Origin of the sequence: Kitasatospora mediocidica KCTC 9733 (assembly GCF_000744225.1) — a bacterium.
GTDB lineage: Bacteria > Actinomycetota > Actinomycetes > Streptomycetales > Streptomycetaceae > Kitasatospora > Kitasatospora mediocidica.
In genome coordinates this window covers 1,998,717-2,012,780 of sequence record NZ_JQLN01000005.1, presented here as the reverse complement: position 1 = coordinate 2,012,780, position 14,064 = coordinate 1,998,717, and the positions used below count along the sequence as shown (strand labels likewise).

General features: G+C 71.9%; 15 protein-coding genes. All 15 read left to right on the top strand.

The genetic code is table 11. The features are described from left to right. Nucleotides 1–27 precede the first annotated feature (27 nt). The 15 genes from BS80_RS22865 (at nucleotide 28) to BS80_RS37975 (ending at nucleotide 14,015) form a co-directional block, all read left to right on the top strand. Nucleotides 28–546: a LuxR C-terminal-related transcriptional regulator gene (locus tag BS80_RS22865; RefSeq protein ID WP_157536502.1), complete on the top strand. Its 519-nt coding sequence runs from the start codon at nucleotides 28–30 to the stop codon at nucleotides 544–546. After that, nucleotides 543–785 carry a hypothetical protein gene (locus BS80_RS22860; RefSeq protein WP_035800145.1) on the top strand — a complete coding sequence of 81 codons (243 nt, stop codon included), beginning with the start codon at nucleotides 543–545 and terminating at the stop codon, nucleotides 783–785. The genes BS80_RS22865 and BS80_RS22860 overlap by 4 nt, the downstream gene beginning before the upstream one ends. Nucleotides 786–855: 70 nt before the next feature. Further along, complete coding sequence (locus BS80_RS22855) at nucleotides 856–1,404, top strand: TIR domain-containing protein (RefSeq protein WP_035800143.1); 549 nt, start codon at nucleotides 856–858, stop codon at nucleotides 1,402–1,404. A 32-nt stretch (nucleotides 1,405–1,436) separates the two neighbouring features. Continuing rightward, complete coding sequence (locus BS80_RS22850) at nucleotides 1,437–3,332, top strand: glycoside hydrolase family 15 protein (RefSeq protein ID WP_063772034.1); 1,896 nt, start codon at nucleotides 1,437–1,439, stop codon at nucleotides 3,330–3,332. Nucleotides 3,333–3,346: 14 nt separating this feature from the next. Continuing rightward, a complete protein-coding gene (locus BS80_RS22845) occupies nucleotides 3,347–5,458 on the top strand; it encodes an NB-ARC domain-containing protein (protein WP_198045582.1) in 2,112 nt (703 codons plus the stop codon). 127 nt (nucleotides 5,459–5,585) lie between these two features. Further along, nucleotides 5,586–5,909, top strand: coding sequence for a MazG-like family protein (locus BS80_RS22840; RefSeq protein ID WP_035800138.1), 324 nt, complete (start codon nucleotides 5,586–5,588; stop codon nucleotides 5,907–5,909). Beyond that, a complete protein-coding gene (locus BS80_RS37980; protein WP_051966934.1) occupies nucleotides 5,906–7,279 on the top strand; it encodes an NUDIX hydrolase in 1,374 nt (457 codons plus the stop codon). Before BS80_RS22840 ends, BS80_RS37980 begins: the two co-directional genes overlap by 4 nt. Beyond that, nucleotides 7,276–7,776, top strand: a complete 501-nt coding sequence (locus tag BS80_RS22830; protein WP_051966933.1) for an NUDIX hydrolase — start codon at nucleotides 7,276–7,278, stop codon at nucleotides 7,774–7,776. The genes BS80_RS37980 and BS80_RS22830 overlap by 4 nt, the downstream gene beginning before the upstream one ends. After that, complete coding sequence (locus tag BS80_RS22825) at nucleotides 7,773–8,660, top strand: aminoglycoside phosphotransferase family protein (RefSeq protein WP_051966932.1); 888 nt, start codon at nucleotides 7,773–7,775, stop codon at nucleotides 8,658–8,660. Before BS80_RS22830 ends, BS80_RS22825 begins: the two co-directional genes overlap by 4 nt. Before the next feature lie 33 nt (nucleotides 8,661–8,693). Then, entirely contained in the window at nucleotides 8,694–9,179 is a 486-nt protein-coding gene (locus BS80_RS22820; protein ID WP_035800137.1) for an NUDIX domain-containing protein, read from the top strand. Nucleotide 9,180: 1 nt separating this feature from the next. Continuing rightward, a complete protein-coding gene (locus BS80_RS22815) occupies nucleotides 9,181–9,417 on the top strand; it encodes a hypothetical protein (RefSeq protein ID WP_035800135.1) in 237 nt (78 codons plus the stop codon). Between the two features lie 41 nt (nucleotides 9,418–9,458). After that, nucleotides 9,459–11,468, top strand: a complete 2,010-nt coding sequence (locus BS80_RS22810; RefSeq protein WP_035800133.1) for an ABC transporter ATP-binding protein — start codon at nucleotides 9,459–9,461, stop codon at nucleotides 11,466–11,468. Between the two features lie 88 nt (nucleotides 11,469–11,556). Beyond that, nucleotides 11,557–12,507: an endonuclease/exonuclease/phosphatase family protein gene (locus tag BS80_RS22805; protein ID WP_051966931.1), complete on the top strand. Its 951-nt coding sequence runs from the start codon at nucleotides 11,557–11,559 to the stop codon at nucleotides 12,505–12,507. Between the two features lie 182 nt (nucleotides 12,508–12,689). Further along, on the top strand, nucleotides 12,690–13,160 hold the full coding sequence (locus BS80_RS22800; protein WP_035800130.1) for a hypothetical protein: 471 nt from the start codon (nucleotides 12,690–12,692) through the stop codon (nucleotides 13,158–13,160). Nucleotides 13,161–13,670: 510 nt separating this feature from the next. Further along, complete coding sequence (locus tag BS80_RS37975; RefSeq protein WP_157536498.1) at nucleotides 13,671–14,015, top strand: hypothetical protein; 345 nt, start codon at nucleotides 13,671–13,673, stop codon at nucleotides 14,013–14,015. The last annotated feature ends 49 nt before the right edge of the window (nucleotides 14,016–14,064 follow it).

Below are 14,064 nucleotides of genomic sequence, written 5' to 3'. Positions count from 1 at the left end.
CGCCCGAACGGCCCTGTTGGAGACGCCGTGCCTACCGCCTCTTTGCCCGTCCTCGCCGCAGCCGAGCGTCGGCTGATCGTCCTGACCGCCGCCGGAGCCAGCTTCGAGCAGATCGCCGCCGACCCCGAGACACGGCTGGCCCCGGATGGGGTCCGCAGCGCGATCGAGGCTGTCCTCGTCACGACCGGCACCCGCACCGTGCTCCAGCTCGCGGGCTGGGCCACCGCTCACCGGATCGTCACCCAGCCCGTGCACCCCAGCGGGGCACTGACCATCAAGCCCTCCCTCGCCCCTCGGCTGTCGCAGGTCCTGTGCGGTTGGGCGGGCGGTCGCAGCACTCCGGAGCTGACCGCGGATTTCGGCATCTCCTCGACGACGATGCGCAGCTACACCAAGACCCTCCTCACCGCGTTGAACGTCGACTCCCAGCCCCAGGCTGTCGTCGTCGGGGTGCTCGCCGAGCTGGTGCTGCTGAGCGATATCGACCCCGCGTGGCCGGCCGAACCGCTCGCCTGCACCGCCGGGACGAGGAGCGCGGCGCCGTGAGCGCCCGGCCGAGACCCGGGCGGATCGCGCTCGCGGTGCTGTGCTTCCTGCTCGGCGTGATCGTCGGCGGCTGCGCCGTCTACCTGCTGGAGCACTTCGCTGAGATCGGCCGACCGGTCTACCTCGGCATTTTCGCCGCAGCCGCCCTGACCACCCTCGGCGTCGCCGACCGCCTGGTCAACCACCGCACGCCGCCCCCGAACGACCCCGGCCGCACCGGCACCCGCCGCCCCGGCTGAGCAGCACGACCCGCACCACCCATGGCGGCCGTTCGGGCCAGGGCCGCACCCCTTCGACCACAGAGACCAGATGAGCACACCACCCACCCACCACACCGTCGCCCTCGGGCGTGCCCCCGGCGTACGCGACGGCGGACCGGAGCGACTGCGCTACATCGAGGCGCCGGAGCCGTTCGAGCCGGACGGCCTGCAATCCGTGTTCCTCGCCGGGGCGACCATCGGCTGCCCGGAATGGCAGTTGGAGGCGGTCGACCTGCTGGCGGGCGCCGGCTTCGAGGGCACCGTCCTCAACCCGCGCCCCTCCCGCAACCCGGCCACCGACCCCTACGCCGCGTGGGCCCCGTTCGGCTGGCAGGACACCAACATCCGCCGCACCAGCGTCGTCCTGTTCTGGAACCCGCTCGGCCACGTGCGCGTGCACGACTGCTACGAGGCCGGCCTCTTCTCCCCGTACGCCGGGACGGTGGTCGTCGGGTGCGACCCGACCGACCCGGTCCAGAAGGCCAACCGCGTCCTGCTGGCGAACCTCATGCCGTGGCTGCCCGTCGCCGACTCCCTCGCCGGCACCGTCACCGCCGCCCTCGCCGCGCTCGCCACCCCGGCCGCCGTCCGCGGCTGACCACCAACTCTCCCGCCCACGTCAGGACGACCATGCTCCGCGCCCCTGCTCCGTTCCGGATCGAGGACCTCGCCCTCCTCGGCAACACGCGCTCCGCCGCCCTGGTCCGCCCGGACGGCGCCATCAACTGGGCCTGTATGCCCGACTTCGACTCCCCGGCGGTGTTCGCCGCGATGCTCGGAGGGGAGGAGTACGGCTTCTGGCGCGTCGGCCCGGCCGTCTACGACGGCTCCCCGCCGCCGCCGGCCGACCGCCGCCAGTACCTGGGCGACACCATGGTCCTGCGCCAGGAGTGGGACACCGACACGGGCGTCCTCGCGGTCACCGACTTCATGCCCGGCCCCGACGTCACCGACAATGCCGAACCGCAGATCATCCGGATCATCGAGTGCGTCAGCGGCGTGGTGCGCGTCGCCTCCGTCTTCCGGCCCCGTACCGACTACGGCGCCACGCTGCCGACCATCCAGCGCTTCAACCACGGCACCCCGCGCCTGTCGGCGACCACCTACCCGCACTCGTACTGGCTCGACGGCCCCTCCCACACCGTCAACCGCGACGGGGTGTGCCGGGCCGACATCACCCTCCACGCCCACCAGAGCATCGCGCTCTCGCTCACCTGGAAGCCCTCCAACAAGCCCGCGCCCATCCCGCCGGACGCCTTCGCCGAGCTGGACGCGACCGTGGAGTCGTGGGAGCAGTGGGCACGGGGGTGCACCTACCGCGGCCCCTACCGCGAGGCCGTGGTGCGCTCCACCCTCGCCATCAAGGCTATGTGCCACCCGGGCGGTGGCGTGATCGCAGCGCCCACCACTTCCCTGCCCGAGCAGCTCGGCGGCGAACGCCAGTGGGACTACCGGTTCGTGTGGCTGCGCGACAGCGCGCTGGCCATCGCCGCCCTGATCCGGCTCGGACAGCTGGAGGAGGCCCGTCGCTGGCGGCAGTGGCTCCTCACCACGATCAACCCCGAACGCCTACAGCCGATTTACCGCATCAACGGCGACACCGACCTGGACGAGGAGGTCTTGGACCACCTGCCCGGGTACGAGGAGTCCCAGCCCGTGCGCATCGGCAACGGCGCCGTCGGCCAGCTCCAGCTCGACGTGTTCGGTGAGCTCGCGGACACACTGCTGCTCGCCGAGGACGCTGGCCTGCCGTCCTCGCCGCAGGTCGACGCCCTGCTCCTGGCGCTCGTCTCCCAGGTGGAGCTGCGCTGGCGGGAGCCGGACGAGGGGATCTGGGAAATCCGGGGTGAGGCACGCCACTTCACGCATTCGAAGGTCATGTGCTGGGTCGCCGTGGACCGGACCCTGCGGCTGCTGGAGCGCCGCCCCGGCACCGAAGCCGGTGTCCTGGTCCGCCTGGCCGCGCTGCGCGAGGAGATCCACCACGACGTCTGCACCCGCGGCATCGACATCGAACACGGGGTGTTCACCCAGTACTACGCCGGCCAGGCCCTCGACGCCTCCCTGCTGCTGATCCCCCAGGCCGGCTTCCTCCCCGCCGACGACAAGCGGGTCATCGCCACCACCGAGGCCATCCAGCGCGACCTCACCGAACACGGCCTGGTAGTGCGCTACGCCACCCACGAGAAGCCCGGCTGCAACGTGGACGGCCTCGCCGGCCACGAGGGCGCCTTCCTCGCCTGCTCGTTCTGGCTCGCCGAGAACCTCGCCGCCATCGGCCGCACCGACGAGGCCCACGAGCTGTTCGACCGTCTCCTCGCCCTACGCAGCGACCTCGGCCTGCTCGCCGAGGAGTACGACCCCTTCGCCCAGCGTCAACTCGGGAACTACCCGCAGGCGTTCTCGCACTGGAGCATGGTCGACGCCGCCGACCGCCTCGCCCCCAGGTCCCGGACCCGGCGGGCCGCACCGCCCCGCCCCAGGGCAGCTGTCGAGCAGGCGGCACCCACCGCCGTGGTCGCGTAGTGCGCGGGGGCGACGTGCGCAACACCATCGACAGCTCCTCGGTCGCCACCGCCGTCCAGGCCGGCACCATCACCGGCGGCGTGCACCTCCACCCGGGCCCGCCCTCGCTGCCGACACCGGTGCCGCGCCAACTCGCCCCGGTCCCTGCCGTGTTCACCGACCGGGAGGACGCGCTGCTGTCCCTGGACGCCCTCCTCGGCCGGGCCCCCGCGGACGAAACTGCACCCGTCGTGGTGATCACCGGCCCGGACGGCGTCGGCAAGCGGGCCCTCGCGACGAAGCTGGGCCACCAGCTGGCCAGCCGGTACCCGGACGGCCAGCTGGTGGTCCGGCTGCGCGCGCACTCACCGGGCGGCCCCGCCACGGCGGCCGAGGTCGCGCGGTCACTGCTGCGCTCGCTCGGCCTCGGCGACCATGCCCCGCTGCCCTGGGCCGAACAGGACCTGCTCGGCCTGTGGCGCAGTGAGACCGCCCGCCGGCGCGTGCTGGTGGTGCTGGAGGACGCGGCCGACGCCGGTCAGGTGCTGCCGCTGATTCCGGCGGCGCCGGGCTGCCTGGTCGTGGTCACCAGCCGCGACCCGCTGCCCGCGCTGCTGGCCCACGGCGCCGTCCACCACCGCCTCGAACCGCTGGCGGCCGAGCACGGCCTGCGGCTGCTGTCGCGGATCGTCGGCGAGGAACGCACCGGGCGCGACCCGGACGGGGCGGCGGCCCTCGTCGGATTCCACGGCGGGATGCCGCTGGCCATCGCGCTCGCCGCAGCCGACCTCGTCCTCCAGCCCGACCTGCCGCTGCGCGCCGGCCTACCCGCGCCCTCCCCATCAGGGGCAACCCGATCGGACAACCCCGTGCGCCACGCAGTCGACACCGCCCTCGCCCACCTGTCACCACAGGAGGCCGGGTTCCTGCGACGGCTCGCCCTGGTCCCGGCCCCGGACCTCGACCTCGCCTCCGGTGCCGCCGCGACCGGCACCACCCGCGACCAAGCCAGGCTGCTCCTCACCGAGCTGGCCGCCCGGGGCCTGCTCGACACCGCCCACCGCGCCGCCGTCCGCGGCAACCTCTACACGCTCCGCCCCGCCGTCCGCAGCGCCGCCATCGGCGTCGGAGCACCCGCCAGGCTGGCCGCCGACGACGCCTGCACCGGCTACCTCGCCCACCTGCTCCAAGCCGCCCGCGCCTGCGCCCAGCTCCTCACCCCGCACCACCGCGTCCTGCCCCGCCCATCCCTGGGCCGCCCCGTCGAGCCGGTCCGCTTCACCAACCGGCACGAGGCCCTCGCCTGGCTGGAGGCCATCGCCCCCGCCGTCGGCCCGGCCATGATCACCGCCATCGACCGCTGCGACCCGGCGATCGCCTGCGCCCTCGCCTCCGACCTCTGGCCCCACTTCCACTACCACCGCGACGTCCCGATGTGGATCATCGTCTACGAGGCCGGACTGCGCGCCGCGCTCCGCTGGGGCGACCCGATGGCCATCCGCGAGATGTCCTCCACCCTCGCCCTCGGCCTCGTCGCCGCCGAACGCCACTCCGACGCGGCCACCCACTACTCACGGGCTGCCGCGCTGGCCCAAGCAGCCGGTGACAGGTCTGGCGTGGCCCAATACACCTCCGGCATCGGAGCGGCACTCCACGACGCCGGGCTCAACGACGAGGCCCAGGTCTTCCTCGGGGAAGCCCTCGGCCTCTACGCCGACCTCGACGACCGCAGGGGCGCGGGGCTCGCCGGGATTCTCCTGGGCTCCGCCGCCGCCCGTCAGGGGAACACCGACTTCGCCCTCCCCGTCCTGCGCACGGCCCATGCCGATCTCGCCGACCTCCAGCCGCCCGACCCGCTCAACTCCGCCCGCGCGCTGGCCTACCTCGGCGAGGGCTACTCCCTCTCGGGCCAGCACGATCTCGCCGTCGCCGCACTCGTTCAGGCCCGGCGCGAGTTCGCCGACGTCGGCCACCGCCACTGGACCGCCCGCACCACCGAGTTCCTCGGGCAGGCCGCAGAGCGCGCCGGACAGCCGGACGTCGCCCTCGGCTGGTACACGGCCAGCCTCAACCAGTACACGGCCCTCACCAGCACCAGGGACGTCAAGCGTCTCGACGACCACATTGCCGCGGTGCCCGTCTCATGACCACTAACAGCCTGCCGCGCGCCGGCACCGGCCCACCGGGGAATCGAAATGCCCCGGGCTCGCCGGGAACCGCCATATCGGCGGAGTACTTGATCGGCCCACTCGAACACGGACAGGATCCTCACCCATGAAACAGGTCTGGGACACAGTCAACTCCCTTGCGGCAAGGCTCGATGCGCATGATGACCGCAGCGACGAGCAGCGGTGGACGGTGCAGGCCCTCAAGCTGCAGGAGGAGGCCGGGGAGGTCGCGGAAGCGGTCATCGGGGCGCTCGGCGTCAACCCGCGCAAGGGCTTCTCGCATGACTGGGACGACGTGCGCCGGGAGACCTGTGACGTGGCGCTGTCCGCCCTGGTGATGCTCGCCCGGATGGGCGGCGATGCCCGCAGCTTCTTCGAAGACCACCTGCGCTCGGTGGCCGCACGCGACATCGAGGAGTCCGCTCAGTGATTGACTTCGACGTACTCACCGAACTCGCCTTCCGTGAGGGCATCGAGCGGATCGGCGTCGGCGTCGTGGTGCGCGACGCCTCGGGCCGGGTCCTGATGATCCGCAGGTCCCCGCACGACGTCCTGCCGGGCCTGTGGGAGTACCCGGGCGGCGGCCGGGAGGACGGCGAGGCGGTGCCCGCCGGCGCGGCCCGCGAACTCGCCGAGGAGACCGGGCTCACTGGCCTGGCCCTGGAGTATGTGCGGCATCTCGACTTCACCAACCAGCGCAGGCGGCGCGTGCGGCAGTTCGTCTTCACCGCCGTCGTTCCGGACGGCACCGAGGTCGCCCTCTCCAGGGACCACGACAGCCACCAGTGGGCGCACCCGGACTCGCTGCCGCCGACCAGCGATCGGCAGCGCGCGGTGATCGAGTGGCTCAACCGCCGCCTGGACATCCCGGGCTGGCGGCCGGTCGGCGGCTACGTCACCACCATCGCCCGTCCCAGCACCTACGGCTGCCTCTTGGTCACCGACCCGCAGGGCCGCGTCCTGGGGATGCGCTCGACCATCAACCCGGACGTGTGGAACTTCCCCGGCGGCAACGTCGAGCACGGCGAGACACCCTTCACCACCGCCCTGCGCGAGGCCGAGGAGGAGCTGGGCCTCGACCTCGCCGCCGAGAACCCCGAGGTGATCGCCCGGCGGCACCTGGTCGCCGTCATCCACGAGCAGGCTGGCACCGAGTACCCCGTACCGGTCTGCGGCTACGTCTTCGAGGGCGGTGTCCTCACCCCCGAGCAGCAGGCCCAGATCCGCCTCGATCCGGCCGAGCACACCGAATGGCGGTTCGAGAGTGCCCACGACTGGGGCGCTCTGATGGAACCGGCCCGCTACCAGCGGCTCCTGCAGATCATGCGAGCCCACCGCTGCGGCCAGACGCTCTACCTGGAACGCCCCGGACCGCCCGACGACTTCGAGGGGATCATGGCGTTCGTCACCGACCGGCAGGGGCGGCTGCTGATGCACCACCGCGATCACAACCCGGGCATCGCCTGGCCGGGCCACTGGACGCCGATCGGTGGCTGGCGCGAGGGCGAGGAGAGCCCGGAGGAGGCAGCTGCCCGCGAAGTCCTGGAAGAGGCCGGGATCGAGGTCACCGGGCTGCGGCCGGTCCCCGGACCGCACCACGAACTCGTCCACCCGCTCACCCGCGTCCTGCACACCGTCTGGGACGGAGACGAGAGCGACCTACGGCTCGGCGACGAGGGCCTGGCCGTGCGCATGGTCCCCCTCGACGAGGTCCCCACTCTCACCGTTCCACCCTATATGCGGCACTACCTGACGTTCCTCACCACGGCGGCCGACCAGCCCGCCGGGAGCAGCTCGTGACCCGGCTCGGTGGCACCGGCCACCCGGACCGCCCGGCAACCCACGTGCCCGATGCGGAGCCGCCGACCCTGATCGTCGGCGTCCACCTCGTCCTGATCGACGAGAACGTGGTGCTGCTCGGTCGGCGCCGCAACACCAGCTACGCGAATGGCCTGTGGCACGTTCCGGCCGGACACATGCAGCCCGGCGAGACGGTCACCCGCTCGATGACGCGCGAGGCCGAGGAGGAACTCGGCATCCTCATCGCCGAGGACGACCTCACCCTCGTCCACACCCTGCACCACCTCGACGCCGACGACGGCCGCAGCCGCCTCCAGCTCTTCTTCCGTCCCGCCCGCTACGGTGGCCTGGTCCGCAACGCCGAACCGCACAAGTGCGCGGAACTGCGCTGGTGGCCGCTCGACCGGCTGCCGGACGACATCGTTCCCTACACCGCGCACGCACTCGGCGAGCTCACCCGCGGCAAGGCCCTGTCCACCGTCGGCTGGCCGGCATGACCACGCCCCGCCTGCCCCGGGCCGCCGACCGGCTGCTGCGCGAGGTGGCAGGTCCGTACGAGCTGCTGGGCGTGCGCTCCCAAGACCGCGCCGGGCAACCGAGCGTCTGGGAGGTTGTCGACGGACGCGGGCGCCGCCTGTTCGCCAAGCGCCACAAGAACACGCTCATGCACGAACGGGAGACCGCCGCCTACCGTCTGCTCGCCCCGGCCCTCGGCGAAGGTCGGGCCCCGTCCCTGCTGGCCGCCGACGCGCCCGCGCTGCTCGTCGTCACCACCGCGCTACCCGGCACCCCCGTCATCAGTACCGCCCTTTCCACCGCCGAGGAGCAGGAGGTGTACCGGCAGGCCGGGCAGCTCCTGGCCACGATCCACGCGCAGCCGACGGCCGGCGCGCCCGTCGGCGAGTACCTGCCCTGGGCCCAGGAACGCGAACGGGCGCTCGCCCGTGCCCGCGACGCCCGTCTGTCGAATGAGGACGTCGAGGTTCTGGCCGAGGCCACCCGTGCCGACCCCCCGCTCAGCGCGCTCGCCTACTGCCACGGCGACTTCGGCCCCCGGAACTGGATCGTGCGCCGCGACGGCGACTGGCTGGCGCTCGGAGTGATCGACTTCGAACGCGGCCACGTCGAGGCCCCGGCCCGCCGCGACCTGATGCGGGTCACGCTCCAGCTCACACCCCACCGGCCCGACCTGCGTTCCGCGTTCACCGCAGGCTATGGCCGCGACCTCACGCCGAAGGAGCGGGCGGCGTGCCGGGCGTGGGCCGCGATCGACTGCCCTGCCGCCCTGCGCTGGGCCCTGGACCATCACCGCGACGAGGAGGTCCTCGGCTACGCCCGAACCGTCCTGGACCTGCTGCGCGACCCGAACCCCGTTGCGTGAACACCCCTTCTCTCCCTATCGGTTGGAGCATCCGTGCAGTCACTGCGTCAGGCCGTGTGCGTCATCGTCCATGACGAGAAGGTGGGCAAGGTCGCCTGCGTCCACTACGCCAACGACTCCTGGTCCAAGGTGCCCGCCTGGACCGTCCCCGGTGGCAAGGTCGAGGAGGGCGAGCGCCTCGACGAGGCCGCGGCCCGCGAGCTGCGCGAGGAGGCGGGCCTGGTCGTCGCCCCCGCGGAGCTGCGGCTGGTCCACACCATCCAGGTCAAGGCCGGTTGGGATGGTAAGGGCCCGTTCCTGCTCTCGGTCTTCGCCGCGACGTCCTGGAGCGGCGAGTTGACGAACACCGAGCCGGACAAGCACCTCGCAGTCGTCTGGGTGGACGCTGACACGCTGCCCACGCCGATGTTCCCGACCTCGCACGCCGCGCTCACCGCCTACCTCTCCGGCGACGGGCGGGGGTTCTCCACCTACGGCTGGGACGCCTCGGAGGACCTGCGCGCCCTGGTCGGGGCCTGAGATGGTCGGCCGTCACCGCCGCCCGCTCACGGGTGAGCAGACGGTTCTGCGGGCGGACGTCGACCTGCGGCTGCTCGCCATCACCGAGGGCCGCACCGTCACCGAGGAGGGCGTTGCCGCGCTGCCCGGCGGGCGGCACCCGTACGCCTACCGCACGCTCTACCGGCCCGACGGCAGCGTGGACCGGCTGCTGGAGCGCCTGGCCCCCGGCCCGCTCTCTCCGCCCGGGAACGAGTAACACCCACCCCGCAGCAGTGTCCGCACAGTTGAGGAGAACGCTTGAAGAACCGACCGACCGATCCGACCGAGCCCGTGACCGATGAAGGTGTCTCCGCCAGCGAGCAGCTGCTGTTCGGCGGGCCGATGCGCTACGACTATGGCTGGGCCAAGCACGAGATGGCCAGCGGGGAGGTGACGTTCTGGGCGGTGGCGCGTCAGATGCCCCGCTTCCTGCGCCTGGCCGGGCGGATGGCGTGGCAGGCCGACCGTCGGGCCTTGATCGCGCTGGTCGGTGCCGAGGTGCTGCGCGGGCTTGCGGCGGCTGCCGCGCTGATCGCCACCAACCGTGCCCTGTCGGCGATCCTGGCGCCCGGGGAGGTCGGGCAGGTTCTGCGCGCCGCGCTCCCGGCGGTCGTCACCGTCGGCGTGCTGGCCGCGCTCTCCTCGGTCCTGTCGGCGCTCTCCACCTGGGCTGGCGGTCGGTTGGAGCCGGCGGTCTTCCGCCGGGCCACCGTGGAGTTCCTGGGCATCGTCAGCCGCTCCGAGCTGGAGGCCATCGAGGACCCCGAGTTCCTCGCGGAGGTCGACAGCGCCCGGTGGGGCGCGATGTCACTGCAGAACATCATCGGCCAGGCCACCTCCGTCCTCACCGCCGGCCTCTCCCTCGTCTCCGCCGCCGGCGTGCTGTCCGTCCTCTACCCGGCGCTGCTGCCGATGCTGGTGCTGATCACCGCGCCGCGTGGCTGGGGAGCGGTGCTCACCGCCCGCCGCCAGTACGCCTCCACCCGGGCCTGGCTCCAGCACTCCCGCGCCAGCAGTGCGCTGGCGGACATGATGATCCGGCCCTACTCGGCGGCCGAGCAGCGTGTCCACGCCAGCGGCCCCTTCCTGCTGCACCACTACGAGCAGATGGCCGCCTCCGCCGAACAGGAGCAAGCCCGCCTCGCCGGCGCCCGCGCCCGCACGGACCTGGTCACCGCCGCCCTCGCCGGTCTCGCCACCACCGGCGCCTTCGCCCTGCTCGGCTGGCTCGTCGTGGACGGCTCCATCCCGCTCGCCGCCGCCGGCACCGCCGTCGTCGCCCTCCGCACCGGCTCCGCGAGCATCGGCGGCCTCGTCTCCCAGGTCAACCGCCTCTACGAGGAGAGCCTGTTCGTCCGCGACCTCGACCAGCTGCGCCGTGACGGCCACCGTCGGGCGATCCCCACCGGCGGGACGCCTCTGCCGAAGCGCCCGGAGACGATCACGGTCGAAGAGGTGACTTTCAGCTACCCCGGCCGCGACGTCCCTGCGCTGGACAAGGTCAGCCTGACCATCCCGCAGGGGAAGGTCATCGCGTTGGTCGGCTCGAACGGCTCGGGCAAGTCCACGCTGGCCAACATCCTGTGCGGCGTTTACCAGCCCCACCAGGGCCGGGTGCTGTGGGACGGTGTCGACACCGCGACCGCCGACCGTCACCAGCAGTTCCGCAGCGTCGCCCTGCTCGCGCAGAACTTCCAGCGGTGGATCTTCACCCTGCGGGCCAACCTGATGCTGGGTCGCCCCGAGGTCACCCTCGGCCAGGAGCACCTGGACGCCGCCGCCGACTACGCCGACCTCCAGCCGGTGATCGAAGAGCTGCCCCGCGGGTGGAAGACCCTGCTGGCCAAGGGCTTCGAGGGCGGCGTCCAGCTCTCCGGCGGCCAGTGGCAGAAGGTCGCCCTGGCCCGTACCCGCCTGCGCCTGACCACCCCCGACCAGGACAACCGGCTGCCGGCGCTGGTCGTCGTCGACGAGCCCACCTCGGCCCTCGACCCGCAGGCCGAAGTCGCCGCGTTCGAGCAGATCCGCCACCTCACCGACCTCGGCGTCACCGTCGTCCTGATCACCCACCGGCTCGGCGCCACCGCCAAGGCCGACCACATCTTCGTCCTGGACCACGGCCGGCTCGTGGAAGAGGGCAGCCACTCAGACCTCATGGCCCGCCGACCCGCCACCCACTACCGCGAGGCGTATCTGCTCCAGGCCCGCCAGTACGACATCACCGTCCCCGGCCAGACGCGCGGCCGGGACGGCGCCGACACCCACTGATCCCGACCCGGGTGCCGGCCAAGCCGGCCGGCACCCGACGGGCCGGCCGACACCCGGCCTGCCTCCGCCGCGCCCCGGAAGGAAGAACGTGCGTCTGGCAAATCTGAACGTCTACAAGGTCCGCCCTGGAGAGGAGGACTCCGTCAGGAGCCGAGCCCGCGCGACCGCGATCCGGGAGATGGCGCCCGACGTCCTGACCATCCAGGAGGTCCTTGTCGACACCGCCGACCGCCAGGGCTGGGACGACGCAGCCGCAGAGATCCTGCGCCGGCTGGCGGCCGACTGCGGCCTGGCCTGCTCGGTCCCCGAAGGCCCCGCCGAAGTCGCGATGGCCCACAACGTCCACCAGCCCTGGTACACCGCCATCCTGTGGAACCCGGACACCGTCGCCCCCATACGCGGCAGCTTTCGTGCCATCGGCGCGCCGGACTTCTGGCACGGCGTCACCACCCTGGGCCTGGACGTCGGCGCGAGGGAGCCCCTGACGGTGGCGAGCTACCACGGCGACCCGTTCCGACCCGATGCCCGCTACAACGAGGCGCTGCGGCTCAAGGGCTTCTACCGGCGCACCGGCCGGGTGAAGTCCGGGGTACTCCTTGGCGACTTCAACAGCGTCTCCGCCGCCCCCTCACCCACCGGCGGCTACTACGACACCGAGCCGTACACCGGGCAGGACCATGACGACCTGGAGTACCAGTGCGTCCCGGAGACGATCGGCGGGAGCAACCTCGCCGACCGCAGGCCGAGCGCCGCCCTGCTCCGGCGCGGCTTCATGGCCGACGCAGCCGCGTATCTCGGCGCGCCGTGGCAGCCTACGGTGAGCTACTGGCGGGACGGCGAAGGCGACCCCGACCCGTGGGGTGAGCGCAGGATCGACCTCATCCTCCCCACCCAACCCGTCGCCCCGGCTTTGACCGGCTACGGCGTCCACGTGAGCGAGGCCAGCACTGCGGCTTCCGACCACCGCCCTGTCTGGATCGACCTCGACCCCTCGAACATTTCCCGCAGCACAGCGGTCAGGCAGTTAGGGGGTTCATGACCGCGCTCCGACGCTGAGGCCGGCTGGGCGGGTCGGAGGACATCTGGGTCCGCCCCTACCGGCTCTGGCTGACGCAGGATCAGTCAGCGAACGAACGAGATCACCGAGCAGTTCACTCGAAGTGGCATGGCGGGAGTGCAAATTCCGCACAATGGGTAGCGATGTCCACAGGAAGGGACGGGATGATCGAGAAGCTGGGCCTACGCGGCCGCGCGGAGATGCTCACAGATTTGAGCAGTACCCCGGGGTGGGTCGAAGCGGTGCGGCGAGCGACCCGGCTCGTGGAGCCGAAATGGCAGCCGGACGGCGAGCTTCCGCGCGATATGCACGCCGTCCACGCCCTTGATGCGCTCGCGCTCCTGCTGCTCGCCGCCGCAATGGAGTACCGCTCCGTGGCCAGGGTTACCGTCGACACCGTCCGGGAGCTGGTGACCGCCCCGGACCGCGCCACGGCCCTGATTGAGGAGCGCATCCCGGCAATCGGCGACGCCAAACTCACCAGCCTTGCAGAATCGCTGCTACGCGAACACGTTCCCCTGCCCAGCCGGATCGAGGTCCCCGCCTACCTGGAGGACACGCGGGGCGTGCCGCTGCGATGGGGCCTGGCCTGGCTGCCCGTGCTGAACGGTCCGGAGGACGTCACAGCCGCGTAGCCCGTCCGGGACGCGACGCCCGCGGGACAGCTCCGGACTTGTTGGGCCGGGCAGACTGTAGAACACGCGAACTGACGCTGCGCCACGAGGCTCAAGACGAGGCGAGCCCGGAGACCCGCGGCTGACGCATTGTCATAGGCAGTCGGTACGGTCCGGCTCGTGCCCCCATATACGCGTTGCGCGTCCACTCGATGCTTCAACGCCGCGACGTCATACCCGTTCGACATCCCGGTGTGCGGCGAGCATGCGGCCAGGATCTCAGGTGCACCAGCACCCGAGCATCCCGTTCCGGATGTCCCCGCGCGCACCACGCCTTTCCCACATGCAACGTGCGCGTCCCTGAGCTGCCTGAACGAAGCCGAGGAGCACCCACAAGGCGTGGCACTGTGCGGACGACACCTGGCGGAACTCGCAGCCGACCTGATCATGGAGCACGTGAAGTCGACTTCAAGACGGCCACAGCGGGACAGGCCGAAGCCGAAGTCCAAGCGGGACAGGCTGCCCGCCTCCATGCTCGGCTACGACCTGGATTCTGCGCACCTGCACAGCGATGGCGTTGTCTACTACGCCTTCTGGCGCTCCCGACCCGACCTCATCAAGATCGGTACATCCCAGAACGTGCGGAGCAGGTTCAATGCAGGCGACCTTCGGCCGTTCGGAGAGGCTCCCCGGCTACTGGTCGTAGAGCCGGGCGGGACGTACGAGGAAGCACAACGGCACCACGAGTTCGCCCACCTGCGCCAGACTGGCGAATACTTCGAGTACACCGACGAGTTGGTCGAGCACATAGGTTCGCTACGCAACCGATACCCGAACTACCGGGACCTGGCGGGGGCCGGGCGCGACTTCGGCTAACGGGTTGCTGCTGAATTGCGGCCTGCCTGCCCCGTCCGCCGCTGCACAC

Coding starts and splice junctions, on each gene's coding strand:
- BS80_RS22855 (WP_035800143.1), top strand. CDS start 856: ATGAGCACACCACCCACCCACCACACCGTCGCCCTCGGGCGTGCCCCC.
- BS80_RS22850 (WP_063772034.1), top strand. CDS start 1,437: ATGCTCCGCGCCCCTGCTCCGTTCCGGATCGAGGACCTCGCCCTCCTC.
- BS80_RS22840 (WP_035800138.1), top strand. CDS start 5,586: ATGAAACAGGTCTGGGACACAGTCAACTCCCTTGCGGCAAGGCTCGAT.
- BS80_RS22825 (WP_051966932.1), top strand. CDS start 7,773: ATGACCACGCCCCGCCTGCCCCGGGCCGCCGACCGGCTGCTGCGCGAG.
- BS80_RS22815 (WP_035800135.1), top strand. CDS start 9,181: ATGGTCGGCCGTCACCGCCGCCCGCTCACGGGTGAGCAGACGGTTCTG.
- BS80_RS22800 (WP_035800130.1), top strand. CDS start 12,690: ATGATCGAGAAGCTGGGCCTACGCGGCCGCGCGGAGATGCTCACAGAT.
- BS80_RS37975 (WP_157536498.1), top strand. CDS start 13,671: ATGCTCGGCTACGACCTGGATTCTGCGCACCTGCACAGCGATGGCGTT.